Annotated in this window: 14 protein-coding genes; 9 read left to right on the top strand and 5 right to left on the bottom strand. The window is 70.5% G+C overall.

The genetic code is table 11. From position 1 onward, the window contains the following. Positions 1-80: 80 nt before the first annotated feature. The 4 genes from CH341_RS11375 to CH341_RS11365 form a co-directional block, all read right to left on the bottom strand. The gene (locus CH341_RS11375) at positions 81-947 is read right to left on the bottom strand and encodes a metal ABC transporter permease (protein ID WP_111419145.1); all 867 of its coding nucleotides are present in this window, start codon (positions 945-947) and stop codon (positions 81-83) included. Between the two features lie 7 nt (positions 948-954). Then, complete coding sequence (aztA, locus tag CH341_RS11370; protein WP_111419144.1) at positions 955-1,698, bottom strand: zinc ABC transporter ATP-binding protein AztA; 744 nt, start codon at positions 1,696-1,698, stop codon at positions 955-957. A gap of 20 nt (positions 1,699-1,718) precedes the next feature. Next, positions 1,719-1,868 carry a hypothetical protein gene (locus tag CH341_RS34155; protein WP_170149576.1) on the bottom strand — a complete coding sequence of 50 codons (150 nt, stop codon included), beginning with the start codon at positions 1,866-1,868 and terminating at the stop codon, positions 1,719-1,721. 124 nt (positions 1,869-1,992) lie between these two features. After that, complete coding sequence (locus tag CH341_RS11365) at positions 1,993-4,284, bottom strand: heavy metal translocating P-type ATPase (protein ID WP_245430999.1); 2,292 nt, start codon at positions 4,282-4,284, stop codon at positions 1,993-1,995. 159 nt (positions 4,285-4,443) lie between these two features. Here CH341_RS11365 and CH341_RS11360 point away from each other — a divergent pair, with 159 nt between their 5' ends. The 3 genes from CH341_RS11360 to CH341_RS11350 all read left to right on the top strand — a co-directional run bounded on the left by CH341_RS11360 (position 4,444) and on the right by CH341_RS11350 (position 7,188). Then, positions 4,444-4,995 carry a GNAT family N-acetyltransferase gene (locus CH341_RS11360; protein WP_210208257.1) on the top strand — a complete coding sequence of 184 codons (552 nt, stop codon included), beginning with the start codon at positions 4,444-4,446 and terminating at the stop codon, positions 4,993-4,995. A gap of 129 nt (positions 4,996-5,124) precedes the next feature. Continuing rightward, positions 5,125-6,588, top strand: a complete 1,464-nt coding sequence (locus CH341_RS11355) for a RimK family protein (RefSeq protein ID WP_111419143.1) — start codon at positions 5,125-5,127, stop codon at positions 6,586-6,588. 204 nt (positions 6,589-6,792) lie between these two features. Then, positions 6,793-7,188 carry a VOC family protein gene (locus CH341_RS11350; protein ID WP_111419142.1) on the top strand — a complete coding sequence of 132 codons (396 nt, stop codon included), beginning with the start codon at positions 6,793-6,795 and terminating at the stop codon, positions 7,186-7,188. 245 nt (positions 7,189-7,433) lie between these two features. Here the strand turns inward: CH341_RS11350 and CH341_RS11345 are convergent, their stop codons facing one another. Then, positions 7,434-8,240, bottom strand: coding sequence for a creatininase family protein (locus tag CH341_RS11345; protein WP_111419141.1), 807 nt, complete (start codon positions 8,238-8,240; stop codon positions 7,434-7,436). Positions 8,241-8,342: 102 nt separating this feature from the next. Between CH341_RS11345 and CH341_RS11340 the strand changes: the two genes are divergently transcribed. The 6 genes from CH341_RS11340 (at position 8,343) to CH341_RS11315 (ending at position 14,485) form a co-directional block, all read left to right on the top strand. Beyond that, positions 8,343-9,398: an ABC transporter substrate-binding protein gene (locus CH341_RS11340; protein WP_111419140.1), complete on the top strand. Its 1,056-nt coding sequence runs from the start codon at positions 8,343-8,345 to the stop codon at positions 9,396-9,398. 146 nt (positions 9,399-9,544) lie between these two features. Further along, entirely contained in the window at positions 9,545-10,321 is a 777-nt protein-coding gene (locus CH341_RS11335; RefSeq protein ID WP_111419139.1) for an ABC transporter ATP-binding protein, read from the top strand. A 32-nt stretch (positions 10,322-10,353) separates the two neighbouring features. Continuing rightward, a complete protein-coding gene (locus CH341_RS11330) occupies positions 10,354-11,181 on the top strand; it encodes an ABC transporter permease (RefSeq protein ID WP_111419157.1) in 828 nt (275 codons plus the stop codon). Positions 11,182-11,293: 112 nt separating this feature from the next. After that, positions 11,294-12,268 carry a DMT family transporter gene (locus tag CH341_RS11325; protein WP_111419138.1) on the top strand — a complete coding sequence of 325 codons (975 nt, stop codon included), beginning with the start codon at positions 11,294-11,296 and terminating at the stop codon, positions 12,266-12,268. Positions 12,269-12,476: 208 nt separating this feature from the next. Then, entirely contained in the window at positions 12,477-13,517 is a 1,041-nt protein-coding gene (locus tag CH341_RS11320; RefSeq protein ID WP_111419137.1) for a thiamine pyrophosphate-dependent dehydrogenase E1 component subunit alpha, read from the top strand. After that, on the top strand, positions 13,505-14,485 hold the full coding sequence (locus tag CH341_RS11315) for an alpha-ketoacid dehydrogenase subunit beta (RefSeq protein WP_111419136.1): 981 nt from the start codon (positions 13,505-13,507) through the stop codon (positions 14,483-14,485). Before CH341_RS11320 ends, CH341_RS11315 begins: the two co-directional genes overlap by 13 nt. The last annotated feature ends 54 nt before the right edge of the window (positions 14,486-14,539 follow it).

Below are 14,539 nucleotides of genomic sequence, written 5' to 3'. Positions count from 1 at the left end.
CACACGGTATAGGAGTGCAGGTCGCTTGGCCATGCCGGATGCGCGTCGGCCCGCACGATTTCGCGAGCCGCCGGCGGCCGTCAGGCTTCGAGATGGCGGCGCGGAAGGAGCCGGGGCACCACGCCGCCGACCGGCCCGAACAACACGGATCCGACATAGATCGCCGCCGCCACCAGGATGATGGCCGGGCCGGACGGCGCGCCGGTGTGGAACGACACCAGGAGGCCGACATAGCCCGAGATCACGCCGGTCGCCACCGCGACCGCCACCATGCCGGTGACCTCGCGAGCCCAGAAGCGGCCGACCGTCGCCGGCACGATCACGATGCCGACCGACAGCAGCGTGCCGAGGGCGTGGAAGCCGCCGACCAGATTGAGCACCAGCAGCGCCAGGAACGCGATATGGGCGGGCGCCCCGGCCCGGCTGACCGAGCGCAGGAACCCCGGATCGACGCAGTCCAGCACCAGCGGCCGCCAGATCACGGCCAGGACCGTGAGGGACAGCGTGGTGATCGACGCCATCAGGATCAGGGTCGGGTCGTCGAGCGCCAGCACGCTGCCGAACAGGAAGTTGAGCAGGTCCACGTTGCTGCCGCGCATCGAGACGATGGTGACGCCGAGCGCCAGCGACATCAGGAAGAAGGCGGCCAGCGACGCGTCCTCCTTCAGATCGGTCACCCGCGCCACCACGCCGGCAAGCAGCGCCACCGTGAGGCCGGCGATCAGGCCGCCGACCGTCATGGCGAACAGGTCGAGCCCCGCCACCATGAAGCCGATCGCGGCACCCGGCAGGATCGCATGCGCCATCGTGTCGCCGACCAGGCTCATCCGCCGCAGCATCAGGATCACGCCGACCGGCCCGGCCCCGAACGACAGCGCGATGGTGCCGGCGAGCGCCCGGCGCATGAACTCGAACTCCTGGAACGGACCGATCAGCAGATCGTACATGCGGGCGTCACTCCGCCGCGACGCGGCATTCGCCGGCGTCGTCGTCGAAGGCCTCGCACATGCGGCGGGCCTTCTGGAGGTTGCCGGGGGTGAGGACGTCGGCCGGGGTGCCGCGGGCCACTGCCTCGCGGGCCAGCAGCAGCACCTCGGGGAAGCTCGTGCGCACCATCTCGATGTCGTGCAGAGCGGCCAGGATGGTGCGGCCCTCGCCGTGCCAGCGCCGCACCAGGCCGAACAGGTCGTCGGCCGTCTTGGTGTCGATGGCGTTGAACGGCTCGTCGAGCACGATCAGCCGCGCGTCCTGCAGCAGCAGGCGGGCGAACAGCACGCGCTGGAGCTGGCCGCCCGACAGGTTGCCGATCGGCCGCTTCTCGAAGCCGGTGAGGCCGACCGCCGCGAGCGCGTGATGCACCCGGTCGCGCTCCCGCGTGCCGATGCCGGCGAACAGGCCGGTCTGCCGCCACAGGCCCATGGCGACGAGATCGTAGACGCTGATCGGGAAGGTGCGGTCGATCTCGGCGACCTGCGGCAGATAGGCGATGTCGCGGCGGTCGAGGCCGCAGCGGTCGACCCGTCCCGAGAGCGGCGACAGGATGCCGACGATCCCCTTGAACAGCGTCGACTTGCCGGCTCCGTTCGGGCCCACCACGGCCATCAGGGCGCCGCGCTCCACCATGCCGTCGAGGTGGTGGATCGCCGGGTGGCGCTCGTAGCCGAGCGTGAGGTCGCGGAAGACGAGCTGCGGGACCATGATTCAGGATCCTGGCCGGCTCACGCCAACGCCCACAGCACGAACGCCCAGACCACGGCCGCCACCGCGGCGACGACGCCGAGCCGCAGGCCCACCGACAGGCGGAGCAGCGAAGGCGACAGCCGCGGCGAAGGATGGGCGAATCCGGGATCGTGGTGGTGGTGCGTCATGGCGTCTCGATCGGGTCCGACACCGTTATAGTATCACAGGCCCGATGCCAACCGGGGCCTGATTCCCCTCTCCCCTCCGGCGGGAACAGGCGAGGAGGCCTCGTGCGGGGAGGACGGGTCCAACTCAGCGCGTCGTCTGGTCGGCCGAAAAATCCGGGCGCCAGCGTTTCAGCCAGAGGGAGTTGGTCACCACCGAGACGGACGACATCGCCATGGCGGCGCCGGCGAGTGCCGGGGTGAGGACGCCCATGGCGGCGAGCGGGATGCCGACCACATTGTAGACGAAGGCCCAGAACAGGTTCTGCCGGATTTTCCGGACGGTCCGCTGCGAGATGTCGAGGGCGGCGGCGACCAGCCGCGGGTCCGGCCGCATCAGCGTGACGGGCGCGGCCTCGACTGCGACGTCGGTGCCGGTGCCGAGCGCGATGCCGACCTCGGCAGCGGCGAGCGCCGGCGCGTCGTTGATGCCGTCGCCGACCATCGCGGGCTTGCGCCCGGCGCGCTTGAGCGCTTCCAGCGCGGCCGACTTGTCGGCCGGCTTCACGCCCGCCTTGTAGGCCGAGAGCTTCAGGGCGCCGGCGACCTTGGCGGCCACGGCTTCCGAATCGCCAGTCAGCATCTCGGAGCGCACGCCGCGGGCCGCCAGCAGCGCGATCGCCGCCGGCGCCTCGTGCCGCACCGGGTCGGCGATGCCGAGCACGCCGACGGCGCGGCCGTCCGCCGCCACCACGACGGCGGTGCGCGCCTCGCTCTCGACCCGGCCCATCGCGGCCTCGGCAGGCGCCATGTCGACGCCGAGCTCGGTCATCAGGCCGCGGTTGCCGATCGCCACCACCCGACCTTCGACCGTGCCGATCACGCCGCGGCCGACCAGCGCCCGGAACTTGTCCACGGCCGGCAGCGCGACGCCCGGCACGGCCGCCAGCACGGCCCGGGCGAGCGGATGCTCGCTGCCGGCCTGCACGGCGGCGGCGAGCCGCAGCAGCGCGTCCTTGTCGATGTCCGCATTCGCCAATGGCACCGCGTCGGTGAGCGCCGGCCGGCCCTCGGTCAGCGTCCCGGTCTTGTCGAACACCACCGTGTCGACCACGGCGGCGCGCTCCAAAGCCTCGATGTCCTTGACCAGGATGCCGGCCCGCGCGGCCGCGCCGGTGCCGGCGACCAGGGCGGCCGGCGTGGCCAGGCCGAGCGCGCACGGGCAGGCGATCACCAGCACGGAGACGGCGGCCACCAAGGCCTCCTCGATCCCGTGCCCGCCGGCCAGCCAGCCGATGAAGGCGCCGACCGCGATGGCGATGACGGCCGGCACGAAGACGGCCGACACCTTGTCGACCAGCCGCTGCACCGGCGCCTTGCCACTCTGCGCGTTCTCGACCATGCGGATGATGCGGGCCAGCGTCGTGTCCTCGCCGACCGCCACGGCCGCCACGATCAGCCGGCCGGCGCCGTTGAGCGCCCCCGCCGTGACCTTGTCGCCGGCCCGCTTCACCACCGGCACGCTCTCGCCCGTGATCAGCGACTCGTCGGCCTCGCTCTCGCCGTCGACGATGCTGCCGTCGACCGGGATGCGCTCGCCCGGCCGCACCACGACGTGCTCGCCGGGGCGCAGGTCGTCCACGCCGATCTCGGTCTCGACGCCGTCGCGCAGCACATGGGCGCGCTCGGGCCGCAGCGTCATCAGCGCCCGGATGGCCGCCGTGGTGCCGCGCTTGGCGCGCGCCTCCAGCCACTTGCCGAACACCACTAGTGTGATCACGGCGGCGGCGCCTTCGAAATAGAGGTGCCCGGCGGCGTCGCTGCCGCGCATCAGCAGCATGTAGAGGCTGAACGCGAAGGCCGCCGTGGTGCCGAGCGCGACCAGCAGATCCATGTTGCCGGAGCCGGCCCGCACCGCCTTCCAGGCCGCCTTGTAGAAGCGCGCCCCGACCAGCACCTGGACCGGCGTCGCGAGGGCGAGCTCGATCCACGGGTCGAGATGCAGGTGGAACCCGAAGGGCGCCGCCACCATGGGCAGCACCAGCGGCAGGGTCAGCGCCGCCGAGAAGACCAGCAGGACGAGCTGCCGGCGCTCCGCCGCGACGCGCTCCGCCTCGCGAAGATCCTCCTCGCGGCGGCGCTCCGCCGCGGACGGCGGCCGCGGATGCGCGCCGAAGCCGGTGCGCTCCACCGCGGCGGCGAGCGCGGCCGGCGTCACGGCGGCCGAGGCCACACCCGCCTCCACGTCCACGTCGGCCCGCTCCAGGGCGAGATTGACCGAGGCCTGCGACACGCCCGGAACCCGCTTGAGCGCATTCTCGACCCGGCCCGCGCAGGCCGCGCAGGTCATGCCGGTGATGTCGAGCACCACATGAGCGGCGGCCGGAGCGGGGCCGGTCTCGGGACGGGTCTTGCCTTCCAGCGCGAGGGACATCAGCATGCGATCCTGTTTGCCGCACCAGATGGCGACGACGGGCCCTTCCGGCAACATGGTCCGGCCGAACGGCAGATCTGCGGCGGGCGTGGTCCGCCGCGCGTGACCCGGTCGTCGTCCCGGCGCGATCGGGCGAGACCCGAACGAGCCGCCCCCGGACCGACAATGCCGACACATTCCGCTTCACGCAATCGTCTGGCCCGATCGGCCGCCATACCGGCCCCCGACACCGTCGCGATCCGGCGCGCCACCCTGGCGGATCTCGACGCGCTGGTGGCGCTGGAGCAGGCCGTGTTCGCGACGGATCACATGTCGCGGCGGAGCATCCGGCGCTTCGTCACGGCGCCGCGCGCCGACGTGCTGGTGGTGGAGCACGGCGGACGTTTCGCCGGTGCCGCCGTGGTTCTGAGCCGGACCGGCAGCGACGTCGCGCGTCTCTACTCGATCGCGATCGATCCGGCGGTCGCCGGCCGCGGCTTCGGACCGGCGCTGCTCGCCGCGGCGGAAGCCGCCGCGATCGCGCGCGGCTGCCGGGCGATCCGGCTGGAGGTGCACGAGACCAATGCCCGCGCGATCGAGCGGTATCGCAAGGCGGGATATCGCGAGTTCGGCCGGCATGTCGCCTATTACGAGGACCAGGGCGACGCGCTGCGCTTCGAGAAGCCGGTGGGAGCGGAGCCGGTCCCCCCATCCCGCTCTTCGCTGACATCTTCGTGAGCAGACCTCGCGGGGCTTTCGCGACACCATGATTCGCGGCGACAACCGCGATCGCGTCATGCGCCTGACACGATGCCGGACGACACGGGGCACGCGCGACGCCGCCACCGCTCTGAAAGGGCCTTCGTCATGACCGGCTGGGTCATCCTGGTCGACCAGCCCCGCGACTTTCCGAACGCCGAGACGCCCCACAAGGTGATCACCACGAGCGAGTATCTGGCTCGCCCGCGGTTGTTCGAGACGGCGCGTCCCAAGCTGATCAACCTGTCACGCTCCTATGCCTACCAGTCGAAGGGCTATTACGCCTCGCTGCTGGCGGAGGCCCGCGGCCACCGCGTGGTGCCGACGGTCGAGACATTGCTGGAGCTGCGCGAGGCGAAGCTCTACGAGCACGCTCTGCCGGAGCTGGAGGATTCTCTCAATCGCTGCGCCCGAAAGGCCGAGTACCAGCCGGAGGGCGAGCTGAAGCTGTTCGTCTGCTTCGGCATTTCGCGCGATACGCGGTTCGAGGCCTTCGGCCGGCTGCTGTTCGACTGGTTCCGCTGCCCGGCCCTGGAGGTGACGGTCGACACCGGCGCCACCTGGCTGTCGATCGACCGCATCCGCATGCGCAACCTGACGCGGCTCGCCAACGGCGAGGTCGCGTTCTTCCGCGACGCCCTGCACGAGCACACGCGCCGCGACTGGCGCGACCCGAAGGCCCGCACCACGTCGAAATACGACCTCGCGGTGCTGTACGATCCCAACGAGAAGATGCCGCCCTCCTCGGCCGCGACGATCCGGCATTTCGCCCGCATCGCCGAGCGGCACTCGGTCGACGTCGAGCCGATCACCCGGCGGCAGCTCGCCGAGCTCGCCGAGTACGACGGGCTGTTCATCCGCGAGACCACCTCGATCGACAATCACACCTACCGGTTCGCGCGGCGCGCCGTGCAGGAGGGCATGCCGGTCATCGACGATCCGATCTCGATGATCCGCTGCACCAACAAGGTCTTCCTGATGGAGCTGATGCGCCAGAACCGGGTGGCGACGCCGCCGACCGTGATGGTGGCCGACCAGACGGACCTCACTCGCGCCATGGACGAGCTCGGCCTGCCGCTGGTGGTGAAGATCCCCGACGGCTCTTTTTCACGCGGCATCCACAAGGTGGCGACGGCGGACGAGTTCAAGCGCGTCGCCGACGAGCTGCTGGAAGAGACCGACCTGCTGCTGGCGCAGAAATTCATGCCCACCGAGTTCGACTGGCGGGTCGGCGTGCTCAATGGCGAGCCGCTGTTCGTGTGCCAGTACCGGATGGCGCGCGGCCACTGGCAGATCGTCAAGCACCGCCCCGACGGCACCGCGCGCGAGGGCGGCTTCAGGACCTTCGGGCTCGACCAGGCGCCACCCTCGGTGATCGACACCGCGGTGCGGGCGGCGCGCCCGATCGGCGACGGCCTCTACGGCGTCGACCTGAAGGAGACCCCGGACGGCGTCGTCGTCATGGAGGTCAACGACAACCCCAATCTCGAGCACGGCGTCGAGGACGCGGTCGGCAAGGACGAGATCTGGATCAGGTTGCTGAAGTGGTTCATCGCCCGGATGGAGGGGTAGGATTCCGACTCCGTCGGCCCCGGGGCGCGCCATGCGAGCCCGGGATCGTAGCCCTGCGGCAGTGAGCAACCGAACAACCTCCGTCCCTTGAGACAGCACTGTCACGGTCACTCCTGCACCGAACTCCGAGGTGGCGGATTACGCCGTCGGTGATCCGCCTCCGCGCTAGACTCGCCAGATCGGATACAAGCGTGGAGCAGGCGGATGTCGACACCTCCGACGACCGGCGCGTTTGCGATCGTGCCTCACAATGATCTGCCAGCCGCCATCCCGTTCTGGGAGCGCCTGGGCTTCACGCGGACAGGCGGCGACGACGACTATGTCATCATGACGGGCTGGGGATGCGAGGTGCACCTGACACAGGCGGGATCCGGTCCGTGGCGCGTGCCGGCGGAGCACAACCCCTTCGGCGTTTTCATTCGCACGCCCGACGTGGACGCCATCGCGGCGCGCGTCGACGATCTCGTCATTCGCCCTGGTGGCGTTCTTCGTCACCGCGAGTGGGGGCTCTACGAGGTCGGCCTCTGCGGGCCCGATGGACTGCTGGTGCGGGTCGGCTGGCCGTCGCAGTTGATACAAACCAAGCGCAGCCCGGATTGAACGGAGCGAATCCGGGGCTGTCGCGGCCCTGATCGGCAGCCGTCGAATGGGTTGAGCATCAGCAAACAGATCGCTCGTCGGACGACGAAACGATCGGTTTCGCCCTCGGCTCAACCCGTCCTACAAACCCCCGGCTTGCGATCGGACCCAAAATACCCAAGCTTCGCAGGGTGGGCACAGGCGTGCCGGAGGCACGGCGCGTCCCGCGCCTTTGCCCACCTTGCGGATGCCCGCGACGAGTCACCTCACCCCAGCGGCCCGCTCTTCAGCCGCGACAGATCGAACCGGTCGACCTCGCGGAGAAGATCGATGAAGTGGCGCGCCGCGTGATCGAGCGCGGCGTCGCCCTTTTCGGGGGAGGCCGGGCGGGGATCGCCGACCGCACCGGAGTCGTGGAGGTCCTGGGTCATCCAGCCGAACGGCGCCGGCGTATAGGGATGAAGCCAGCGGAACTCGCGCTCCATGGCGACCGAGACCGGCTCGGCGTTGTCGGCCTTGTCCATCCGCACCGCGTCGGGCCGGTGCGCCAGCACGAGCGAGGTCTCGATGTCGCCGGCATGGATGCCGTGGTGCTGCTCGTGCGGCGTGAACAGCCCGTCCGGATAGCCGAAACGATGCCAGTGGGTGGTGACGACCAGCATCTTCAGCCGCGCCCGCAACTCGCGGGCGACAATGTCGACGACCTGCACGTTGCCGCCGTGGCTGGTGACGATGACGAGCTTGCGCACGCCGGCGCGGTGCACGCTCTCGCCGATCTCGGTCCAGGCCCGCAGCGCCGTCTCGGCGCTGATCGTCAGGGTGCCCGGAAAGGCGAGGTGCTCGGACGAGTGGCCGATCGCCTGGACGGGCAGCAGCGTGGCCGGAAGCCCCTCCGGCAGCAGCGCCGCGACACGGTCGAGATGGGCCTGCGCGATCAGCGTGTCGGTGGCGACCGGCAGATGCGGCCCGTGCTGCTCGACGGCGGCGACCGGCAGGACGGCGATCCAGCGACTGGTATCGGCGGACGCGAAATCCTGCCAGGTCATGTCGCCCCAGTGTGGTTTCGGCAGCATTGTCGTAGAACTCGTGGCGTGGAACAGGTGGCGGCCGACCGGTCCCGAAGGGACGGCCCGGCGTGACGGGGTCGCGGAACGGCTCCTACTGAGGACGATTTGATGCGGTTCGCAAGCTCATTCCGGCGCCGTCTCGGCGCGGTCTCGCTGGTCGCGGCGCTGGTCGGGGCGAGCGCCCCGGCCGCGGCCCAGCCGGCGGCCCCGCCCGGTGGCGCCCCGGCGCTGGACAAGGTGGCGTTCGGCACCAACTGGGTGGCCCAGGCCGAGCACGGCGGCTTCTACCAGGCGCTCGCCGACGGCACCTACCGCCGCTACGGCCTCGACGTCACCATCATGCCGGGCGGCCCGCAGGCCAACAACCGCATCCTGCTGCCGGTCGGAAAGCTCGACTTCTACATGAGCGCCAACACGCTGCAGGCCTTCGACGCGGTCGAGCAGAACGTCCCGACCGTGGTGGTCGCGGCCATGTTCCAGAAGGACCCGCAGGTGCTGATCGCCCATCCGGGCGCCGGGATCGAGCGGTTCGCCGACCTCAAGCGGCTCAACCTGTTCGTCTCCAAGGAGGGCATGGCGAGCTACTTCCAATGGCTGAAGGCCGAGTACGGCTTCAGCGACGCCCAGGTGAAGCCCTACACCTCGAATGCGCAGCCCTTCCTGGCCGACAAGCGCAGCGCCATGCAGGGCTATGTCACGTCCGAGCCCTTCGCGATCGAGAAGCAGAGCCGCATCCGCCCGCTGGTGTTCCTGCTCGCCGACCAGGGCTTCTCCAGCTACTCGACCCTGATCGAGACGCGGCGCGACCTGGTCGAGAACAAGCCCGGCCTGGTGCAACGTTTCGTCGATGCCTCGATCATCGGCTGGTACACCTATCTGTACGGCGACCCGAGCGCCGGCAATGCGCTGATCAAGCGGCAAAACCCGGAGATGAGCGACGAGCTGCTGGCCTATGCACTGGAGCGCATGAAGACGGCCGGCATCGTCGATTCGGGCGACGCCCTGGCGATGGGCATCGGCGCCATGACGGACGCGCGCATGACCGCCTTCTTCGCCTCCATGGTGAAGGCCGGCGTGGTGAAGCCGACCGTGGACTTCCGCCGCTCCTACACGCTGCAGTTCGTCAACAAGCGGGTCGGCATCGACCTGCGGCCGAAGAACTGAGGCGGAGCAAAGCGGGCGTTCACGCTGCGGCGTCGTCGCCGGGCTTGACCCGGCGACCCGTCATCTTCGAAAAATGACTTCTCTCTCGGATGGATGAGCGGGTCGAGCCCGCGCATGACGGGTGGTCCCCCATTGGCGCGCCAACGATGAGTTCACCCGCTGTCGTCGCCCTGCGCGCCGTGACGAAGGCTTTCCCCAACGGGACGCGGGCGCTGGACGGGCTCGACCTGACGGTGAGGCGCGGCGAGTTCCTGTCGCTGCTGGGGCCGTCGGGCTGCGGCAAGTCGACGGCGCTGCGGCTGATCGCAGGGCTGTCGCGGCCGTCCGGCGGGGCGGTCGTGTGGGGTGACGGCGCGCCGAAGGCCGCGCCGGCGCGCGGCGACCTCGGCGTCGTGTTCCAGGAGCCGACCCTGATGCCGTGGGCGAGCGTGGCGGCCAATGTCCGGCTGCCGCTGCAGCTCACCCGGCGAGCCGATGTGGCCGAGCCGCGCGTCAGAGCGGCGCTCGCCCGGGTCGGGCTCGACGGCTTCGCGGAGGCCTATCCGCGCGAGCTCTCCGGCGGCATGAAGATGCGGGTCGCCATCGCCCGTGCGCTCGTGACCGACCCGGCGCTGCTGCTGATGGACGAGCCCTTCGCGGCGCTCGACGAGATCACCCGGTTCCGGCTCGACAATGCGCTGCTGGGCCTGTGGCAGGAGCTCGGCAAGACCGTCGTGTTCGTCACCCATTCGGTGTTCGAGGCCGTCTATCTCTCCACCCGCATCGTGGTGATGACGCCGCGGCCCGGGCGGGTCGCCGCCGACATCGCCATCGACGCGCCGTTTCCGCGCAGCGAGACGTTCCGCACCTCGGCCGAGTTCGCCGCACTGTGCCGCACGGTCGGCGGCGCGCTCGCCGACGCCATGGGGGAGACGTTCGCATGAGCGGCTCCCCCGCCGAGCCGGCACCTGCCGGCATGCCGCCCGTGGGCGCGCCGGCCGAAGCCGACGAGGCCCGCCCCTGGCGCGCCCGGCTGGTGCGGTTCGGCCTGCCGCTCCTCGCCCTGGCGCTCGGCTGCGTGGCCTGGGAGCTGGTGGTCTGGGTCTATGCCGTCCCGGCCTACCAGCTCCCCTCCCCGCTCGCCGTCGCGACGACGCTGGTCGAGGACCGGGCTCTGCTGTTCGGCTCACTGCTGGTGACGCTGGAGACGACCGCCTACGGCTTCGCGCTGGCGGTCCTGGGCGGGGCGGGGCTGGCGATCCTGTTCAGCCAGTCGCGGCTGCTGGAGACCATGCTGTATCCTTATGCCGTGATCCTGCAGGTGACGCCGGTGGTCGCGGTGGCGCCGCTGCTGCTGATCTGGCTGCCGCAGCCCGTCGCCGTGCTGGCCTGTGCCTGGATCGTCGCCTTCTTCCCGATGCTGGCCAACACGACGCTGGGGCTGCATTCGGTCGATCACAACCTGTCCGACCTGTTCGCGCTCTATGGCGCCTCGCGGCTGCAGCGGCTGGTCCGGCTACAGCTTCCGGCGGCGCTGCCGATGATGCTGGCCGGTGCCCGGATCGCCGGCGGCCTGTCGCTGGTCGGCGCCGTGGTGGCCGAGATCGCAGCCGGCTCGGCGGGGGCGGGATCCGGCCTCGCCTACCGGATCGCCGAATCGAGCTACCGGCTCAACGTGCCGCGGATGTTCGCCGCGCTGATCCTGCTGTCGGTCGCCGGCATGGCGGTGTTCGGGCTGCTGTCGCTCGCCTCGTGGCTGATCCTGCGCCGCTGGCACGAGAGCGCGCTGTCGCGCGGGCCATGACCGCGCTACCGGTGCGGCTCATGGGTCCCATGCGGCCCGCGGCGGTCGCGACCCCGAAACGGCCACAGATGCATCCTCCAGGTCGCCCGTTCCACCGACCTCGAAAGCCCCGATGACCGCCGCGCCCGCCCCGCTCCCGCCTCCGCATTCCTCCGCGGCGGCCGATCCGGCGCCTTCGCCCGCGCTGCCCGCCGTCATCGGCCCGGACCCGGCCGCGCAGGCCCAGCGGATGCGGCTCTACGGTATCGTGCTGATGTGCGGCGCCGTGGCCTGCTTCGCCTGCCTGGACGCCACGGCCAAGTATCTCGGCCGGCACATCGACGTGATCGAGGTGGCGTGGGCCCGCTATGTCAGCGCGCTGGTGCTGGCGTTCCTGGTGTTCAATCCGCTGACGCGACCCGGCATGCTGCGCACCCGGCGCCCCGGCCTGCAGATCGGCCGCTCGGCGCTGCTGCTCGCCACCACGCTCCTGAACTTCGCAGCGCTGAAGTATCTTCAGCTCGACCAGGCGCTCGCCATCCTGTTCTCGACTCCGCTGATGGTGGCGGCGCTGGCCGGGCCGATGCTGGGCGAATGGATCGGACCGCGGCGCTGGGCCGCCATCGCGGTCGGGCTGGTCGGCGTGGTGATCGTGCTGCAGCCGGGCTTCGGCTCGGTCCATCCGGCCGCGCTCCTGTCGATGCTGTCGGCGGTCGCCGCCTCGTTCTACGCGATCGCGACCCGGGTGCTGTCGCGCTTCGACTCCGACGCGACGACGCTGTTCTACTCGAACCTGCTCGGTGTCCTGCTGCTGACGCCCGTGATGCCGTTCGTGTGGACGACGCCGGAGGATCCGGTGCTGATCGTCGTCATGATGCTGTTCGGCGGGCTCGGCAGCCTCGGCCATTTCCTGCTGATCGTGGCGCACCGGCATACGCCGGCCTCGATCCTGTCGCCGTTCTCCTACAGCCAGATCCTGTGGACGACGACGCTGGGCTTCCTGGTGTTCGGGGACCTGCCGAACCGCTGGACCATCGCGGGCGTCACGATCGTGATCGCCTCCGGCCTCTATCTGCTCCACCGCGAGCGCGTCCGCCGCGGGCGCTGACCCCTGTTTCGCACCGCAGCAAGGAGCAGCGGCGTCGTGCCCACTTCGCGCCGCCGCGACCGGCTGCTATGACCATGCCGCGCCGCGCCGCGTCGCCGTCGTCCTGCCCCCGCTCCTCACAGTCCTCGTGAGTTGACAACCGGATCGACCGCGCCCGATACAGTTTCGCTCTCCCACCGATCCCACGGCCCCGTCCGAGGTTCCCGTCATGGTCAAGAAGCCTGCCCGCGCGCCCGAAGCCGCCCCCGGTCTCGAGCGCCACAACGACGACATCGGCGAAGAGACGCGGCTGAGGCTGTATCGGAGCCAGCAGGTGATCCGGCAGGCGGAGCAGCGGGCGTTCGACCTGTTCCTGCAGAACCTGGTCAAGGGGACGAGCCATCTGTCGCTCGGCCAGGAGGCGATTGCGGCGGGCTTCGGGACGGCGATGCGGCCGGGCGACCTGTCGTTCTGCACCTATCGGGGACACGCCCACACGCTGGCCCGCGGCGTCTCGGTGGAGGCGGTGCTGGGCGAGCTGATGCAGCGCGACAACGGGCTGATGCGCGGCAAGGGCGGCTCGATGCACCTGACCTCGGTCGAGCACGGCGTGATGGGCTCCTACGCCATCATCGGCGCGCATCTGCCGATCGCCTGCGGGGCGGCGCTGCGGGCCCAGTACAAGGGCCAGGACGACGTCTCCGTGTGCTTCTTCGGCGACGGCACCACCAATATCGGCGCCTTCCACGAGGCGCTGAACTTCGCCGCCATCTGGAAGCTGCCCGTCGTGTTCGTGTGCGAGAACAATCTCTACATGGAATACACGGCGATCCACGAGGTGACGGCGGTGCCCCATCCGGCCGCCGACCGCGCCGCCGCCTACGGCCTGCCGCGCATCATCGTCGACGGCAACGACGCCGACGCGGTTTTTCGCACGGCTCAGAGTGCTTTTGCCAAGGCGCGGGCGGGCGAGGGTCCCTCGCTGATCGAGTGCCTGACCTACCGGCACAGCGGCCACTCGCGCGCCGATCCGGCAAAATACCGGCCGGAGGGTGAGCTGGAGCGCTGGAAGGAGCGCGACCCGATCAAGGTTTATCGCGCGCGGCTGGCGCAGTTCGGCATCGCCGAGAGCGTGGTGACCGGCATCGACCAGGAGGTCGCCAAGATGGTCGACGCGGCCACCGAGGCCTGCAAGGCGGCGCCGATGCCGCCCGCCGACATTCTCTTCACCGACGTTTACGCCGACGGGGGCTGGGCATGGCGGAACTGACCTATCGCGACGCGGTGGCGCGCGCCATCGCGCAGGAGATGGAACGCGATCCCGACGTGATCTTCTTCGGCGAGGACGTGGCCAAGGCCGGCGGCGTGTTCAAGGCGACGGTCGGTCTCCTGGATCAGTTCGGGCCGCGGCGCGTGCGCGACACGCCGATCTCCGAGCAGGCGATCCTCGGCGCCGCCATGGGCGCCGCGATGACCGGCCTCAAGCCGATCGCCGAGATCATGTTCTCGGACTTCTTGGCGGTGTGCTGGGACTACGTGTCGAACGAGTTCCCGAAGAGCCGCTACATGACCAACGGGCAGGTGAAGTGCCCGCTGGTGGTGCGCACCGGCAACGGCGCCGGCTCGCGCTTCGGCGCGCAGCACAGCCAGTCGGTAGAGAACTGGTGCATGATGATCCCGGGGCTCAAGGTGGTGGCGCCGTCGAGCCCGGCCGACGTGGTCGGTCTGCTGGCCGCGGCGGTACGCGATCCCGACCCGGTGATCTTCTTCGAGCACAAGTCGCTCTACGCCGTGAAGGGCGAAGTGCCGGACGGCGAGATCGTCGACACGCTCGGCACCGCGAAGATCCTCCGCCCCGGCCGGGACGCGACCGTGCTGGCGCTGGCCCTGATGGTGCCGCGGGCGCTCGCCGCGGCCGAGACGCTGAAGGCGGAGCACGGCATCGACGTCGAGGTGATCGACGTGCGCTCGCTGGTGCCGCTCGACATGCAGACCATCCTGGGCTCGGTGGCGCGCACCCACCGGCTGTTCACCGTGGAGGAGAATCCGCGGCTGTGCGGCTGGGGCGCCGAGATCGTGTCGATCGCCGTGGAGGAGGCCTTCTACGACCTCGACGGCCCGCCCATCCGGATCACCACGCCCCACATCCCGCTGCCGGCCGCCGACGCGCTCGAGGACATGGTGCTGCCCACCCCGGCCCGCATCGTCGAGACGATCCGGCGGAGTCTCGGGAGCTGATCACGTCCGTCACCCTCCCCTGGAGGGGGAGGGTCGGGGCGCGCACAGCGCGCA

This window comes from Rhodoplanes roseus, assembly GCF_003258865.1.
Taxonomy (GTDB): Bacteria; Pseudomonadota; Alphaproteobacteria; order Rhizobiales; family Xanthobacteraceae; genus Rhodoplanes; species Rhodoplanes roseus.
This window is presented reverse-complemented; position numbering and strand designations above follow the sequence as displayed.